The sequence below is a fragment of the Myxacorys sp. genome (genome assembly GCF_059501405.1).
The window spans coordinates 1-3900 of record NZ_JCACCM010000020.1; the positions used below are offsets into that span (position 1 = coordinate 1).

General features: G+C 49.0%; 7 protein-coding genes. 4 read left to right on the forward strand and 3 right to left on the reverse strand.

From position 1 onward, the window contains the following. Nucleotides 1-5: 5 nt before the first annotated feature. The 3 genes from AC5I6P_RS02210 to AC5I6P_RS02220 form a co-directional block, all read right to left on the reverse strand. Nucleotides 6-278, reverse strand: coding sequence for an NERD domain-containing protein (locus AC5I6P_RS02210; RefSeq protein ID WP_495692129.1), 273 nt, complete (start codon nucleotides 276-278; stop codon nucleotides 6-8). An 8-nt stretch (nucleotides 279-286) separates the two neighbouring features. Then, a complete protein-coding gene (locus AC5I6P_RS02215) occupies nucleotides 287-481 on the reverse strand; it encodes a hypothetical protein (RefSeq protein ID WP_495692130.1) in 195 nt (64 codons plus the stop codon). A gap of 134 nt (nucleotides 482-615) precedes the next feature. Then, nucleotides 616-1020: a DUF2188 domain-containing protein gene (locus AC5I6P_RS02220; protein ID WP_495692131.1), complete on the reverse strand. Its 405-nt coding sequence runs from the start codon at nucleotides 1018-1020 to the stop codon at nucleotides 616-618. Between the two features lie 267 nt (nucleotides 1021-1287). Between AC5I6P_RS02220 and AC5I6P_RS02225 the strand changes: the two genes are divergently transcribed. From AC5I6P_RS02225 to AC5I6P_RS02240, 4 genes are all read left to right on the forward strand, one after another. Then, complete coding sequence (locus AC5I6P_RS02225; protein WP_495692132.1) at nucleotides 1288-1860, forward strand: tyrosine-type recombinase/integrase; 573 nt, start codon at nucleotides 1288-1290, stop codon at nucleotides 1858-1860. A gap of 63 nt (nucleotides 1861-1923) precedes the next feature. Beyond that, nucleotides 1924-3105: an exonuclease/endonuclease/phosphatase family protein gene (locus AC5I6P_RS02230; RefSeq protein ID WP_495692133.1), complete on the forward strand. Its 1182-nt coding sequence runs from the start codon at nucleotides 1924-1926 to the stop codon at nucleotides 3103-3105. A gap of 23 nt (nucleotides 3106-3128) precedes the next feature. Then, nucleotides 3129-3356, forward strand: a complete 228-nt coding sequence (locus AC5I6P_RS02235; protein ID WP_495692134.1) for a hypothetical protein — start codon at nucleotides 3129-3131, stop codon at nucleotides 3354-3356. A gap of 15 nt (nucleotides 3357-3371) precedes the next feature. Beyond that, nucleotides 3372-3758, forward strand: coding sequence for a transposase family protein (locus AC5I6P_RS02240; RefSeq protein ID WP_495692135.1), 387 nt, complete (start codon nucleotides 3372-3374; stop codon nucleotides 3756-3758). The last annotated feature ends 142 nt before the right edge of the window (nucleotides 3759-3900 follow it).

Here is a 3900-nt window from a genome sequence, read left to right on the forward strand (position 1 = left end):
ATCCCTCATCCGGCATTCTGTCTAATTTCTAGCTTCGCTGTCACCCCTTGAGGTCGGTCACACTCATCAAGCCACCAGCTTTGCTGGGGGTGTCTGACTTCAATGACCAACAGCCCGAAATTTGGACCTAGAACGATAAAGTCAGGATGCAGCCCTTTCACTTGTGGCTCATACCAAACAATGAAATCATCGGGTAAGCGATCGCGCAGTACAGCAAAGAGCTTTTTCTCCCCTTGACTGGCTTTTGCCTGGATAAATTCGGGAAGCATTTGAGCCATAATTGCCTCTACATCTCATCTGATGGCAGTTCTAGATATAAATCTGGATTGAAGTCATTGATCGCTTCCTGCATCTCCTCAGCGCTGACCGTTCCTTGCTCGTGGGACTTTAACAAGTGATGCAGTCGGAAAATAGCCTCACCTCTAATTGCGCCAGTGAATAGCAGATACTCAATCTGTGCTGAAAAATCTATTTTTGCCATTGCTATCAACTCGTCGCCAACTGAGACAATTTCTTCAACTGCCGCTCTAACGTTGCAACTCGCTTCATTAAGGACTCAACCGAATTGAGGTCCGTCCCAGGTAAGCCGTGATCGCTTCCTGCACCACTTCGCTTTCACTCTTGTCCCCTGGCAAATGCCCTCAATCTGATCCTTCCAAACATGGGGAACCCTAGCCCCAACCATCGGCTTCTGACCTTTGCCCATAGTGTTAGTTGCTCAATGCGTTTTCTGAAGCAGGTGTTGGCGATTCTAAGGAAGCTTTGTAGGAGGCATACTCCTGCCCTGACTTGTTCATAGCGCAAAGCCGCATACCGAGGATGGTTGTAGTTCCGACGCTTGCGAACGTTTCCCTTGCGATCGTGGATGACCAATTCACAGCGTTGAGTAATCGCCAAGTCGCGCCCATACTCGATTGCGACTGATTGAGTTTGGAAGGTGGCAGTCACCCGATTGCTCCCTTCCTTCTTCACTGCCCACCCATCAGAGTGAGGAACCACAAATTGATTTCGTTTTGGCATCAATTAGACTCCTAAAAGTTGACGCTGAAAACCGAGTTAACCGTTTGGACTAGAATTCCCAAGCTGGAATTAGGAGTCGCTATCGCAAACTGAGCTAACCGAGTTGACCCTGATCCAGTCTGATTTCTCGTTCTCAATAAATAGGAGTCGTTCGCAATAGACTCCCCTAGAACAAGAGCAGATGTGCCAGTTTTTTGAAAATATACGCAATATGGGCGTTTGAGGCTGCTACATCGTAAAATTAAACTTTCCCGATGTAGAAAGAAGATGAAGGTCAACCGTCACGGGCAGGCAAAGATTTTATCGACCCAGGACATTACGCGATTATTTGAGAACGGGCTGACGACCGATCACCATCGCGTCCTCTTCGCAGTTTGCTTTTTCACGGGATGTCGGATTGCAGAATCATGCTCGTTGCTAACTGCTGATGTGTATGGGGCAAATGGCAGTGTTCGACCCAGGCTTACGCTGCGAAAGTCCAACACTAAAGGGAAATTAAAAACGCGATCAATTCCAGTTAGACCCGAACTGCTGGCATTACTGGAAACTCATCAACCCAAAGCGGGCAAGCGGTATTTATTTCCTGGTCGCTGGGGACGAGGACATATTCACCCTGATTCCGCAAGTGCCATTTTGCGAGAAGCGTTCGAGGGGTTAGGAATTGAGGGGGCAAGTACCCACAGTTTCAGACGCACGGCATTGACTCGACTTTCCAATGCGGGTGTGCCTCTGCGCGTCATTCAGGAGATCTCAGGACACGAAACGCTATCGGCGTTGCAGAAGTATTTGGAGGTGACGGAGCAGCAGGTGGTGGATGCGATCGCAACTCTAAAATTTTAGTAATCGTCTTGTTGTCTGGTTCAGCAACTCAAAATTCTGCCATTCAGCGATTTTCTCGTTATCATGCAACCTGTTCTAGCTGACGAATACGGTGGTGCAACAATGGCTGAACTAACTGCGGCTGAATGGGACAAAATCAATACCTTATTTGCCACAGATCCTTACAAATATGGGCTACCCGAACGCGAGAGCGGCTCAGTCGTTTTGGCATCGTTCAACATCCGTAAGTTAGGGGTCAAAAAGCAACGTACCGAAGCCACCTGGAAGTTTCTCGCGCAACTCTGTCAGCATTTTGATCTGCTTTCAGTTCAGGAAATCATGGATGACCTCGAAGGCTTTGACCATCTCAAGGAACTGATGAGCGAAGACTTTGGCGCAGTCGTTTCGGATGTGACGGGCGCATTTCCTGGTGAGGCTGGGTTAGGGGAACGCTTGGGCTTTATCTACAATCGCACTCTGATTGAGCGAGGTAATATCGTTTCTGATATCTCCTTCGATCGCACCAAGCTGATCACTACGATGATCGAACATAGTGCGGAATTGGTGAACGCGATCGCACCTCACCTTGACGAACAAGGCAACCTCCGCAAGGGAACCAAAATCAAGCTGCCTATTTTTCTTACCTTCGTCCGTCAGCCCTTCTGCGCGAGTTTCCGCATCAGTGGGCGTCCAGGAACACGACCTTACGAAATCATGGCAGTTAATGCCCATCTCTACTTTGGCGACGGCATTGAGGATCGACGGCAGGAATTTGATGCGCTGATGGAGTGGTTGTTGGCAAGGGTGAAGGAGAAGTCGAGCGACTTCCCGAATTACGTTCTGATGGGAGATTTGAATCTTGACTTTGATGACCCCGAACGCGATCGCCCTCGCATCGAAACCCAGATCAAAACCTTCAACCAGCAGATGGGCAGAACTGCTAACGTAAACTTTCCCTTTCTGGATACCCACCCCCACTTCAAGACGCAGTTTCGCACGAATGCACGATTAAGCGAGACGTTTGACCAAATTGGCTTATTCAGTCGGGATGATCGGCTGCCGACCTATAAGGACAACGCGACGATGGGCAGTCAGTTGCGCGGACCCGATTATGGGATTGTCAACTTTGTAGAGCTATTTCGAGAAGCATTGGAGTTGCCCTCGGTTGAGGAAATGACTACGGCGCAGAAGAAGGCGTTTTTCAGCAAGTTCGAGCATGAGGTGAGCGATCACTTGCCGCTCTGGTTGAGATTGCCCACCCCCTAGAACACGATGAGCGAGACGCCATTTTGAAACTTCAGCAGAGCGCTGTAGCTCAGATTTTTGTAAATGAACGGCAGCGATCGTTTCTCATTCCTGCCACTATTCCAGGTCGAGCAGACAAGGCGACAGGAATTTCGCGGGTGGTAGAGCGTATTGGTGAAGTGGCGAACTTAGGGCTCAAGGTTCATGCTCACATGCTGCGGCAGCGCTGTTTCAAGGTCAGAGTAGAAAAACTAAACTCAGTTGTGTTGTGACTTAGCTTCACTCCCATGAGCTTGATCGAACACCTGCAACGTATCCCAGAGTTCCGCGCCGCTCGGGGCCAACGCCATGAGCTATGGTTCGTTTTGCTGCTAATTATTCTCGGTGCCATGATGGGGTACTGGGGCTACCGCCCGTTAGCGGAATTCGTCGAACTCTATGGGCAAGAAATCTGCCAGAAACTGGAACTTGCATCGGATACGAAACTCCCTTCGTACTCGACGTTTCGCCGGGTCATGCAAGGGTTGGATTATCACGTTCTGGCGGCTGTGTTTACCGACTGGGCACAGGTACAGCACAAGGTAGATACAGGTGAGTGGTTTGCTTGTGATGGTAAAAGCATCAAGGGTAGCGTCACCCTAAATACAGGACAAAAACTAGCAAAGCGGGGATAGAAAAGGGTTTCATAAAAATACTTAATCAACGAATGAAACCCGATGCCTCAAATTATTGCACTTCGCAATGCCTTGCAACGGCATCTAATACCAAATTGAAAAAAGGAGTTGACAGATGAGATACTGAATTGCTGTGGGTTGA

Excerpts from the sequence above, each read along its gene's own strand:
- AC5I6P_RS02240 (WP_495692135.1), top strand. The coding sequence starts at position 3,372 with ATGAGCTTGATCGAACACCTGCAACGTATCCCAGAGTTCCGCGCCGCT.
- AC5I6P_RS02215 (WP_495692130.1), bottom strand. The coding sequence starts at position 481 with ATGGCAAAAATAGATTTTTCAGCACAGATTGAGTATCTGCTATTCACT.
- AC5I6P_RS02230 (WP_495692133.1), top strand. The coding sequence starts at position 1,924 with ATGCAACCTGTTCTAGCTGACGAATACGGTGGTGCAACAATGGCTGAA.
- AC5I6P_RS02220 (WP_495692131.1), bottom strand. The coding sequence starts at position 1,020 with ATGCCAAAACGAAATCAATTTGTGGTTCCTCACTCTGATGGGTGGGCA.
- AC5I6P_RS02225 (WP_495692132.1), top strand. The coding sequence starts at position 1,288 with ATGAAGGTCAACCGTCACGGGCAGGCAAAGATTTTATCGACCCAGGAC.
- AC5I6P_RS02210 (WP_495692129.1), bottom strand. The coding sequence starts at position 278 with ATGGCTCAAATGCTTCCCGAATTTATCCAGGCAAAAGCCAGTCAAGGG.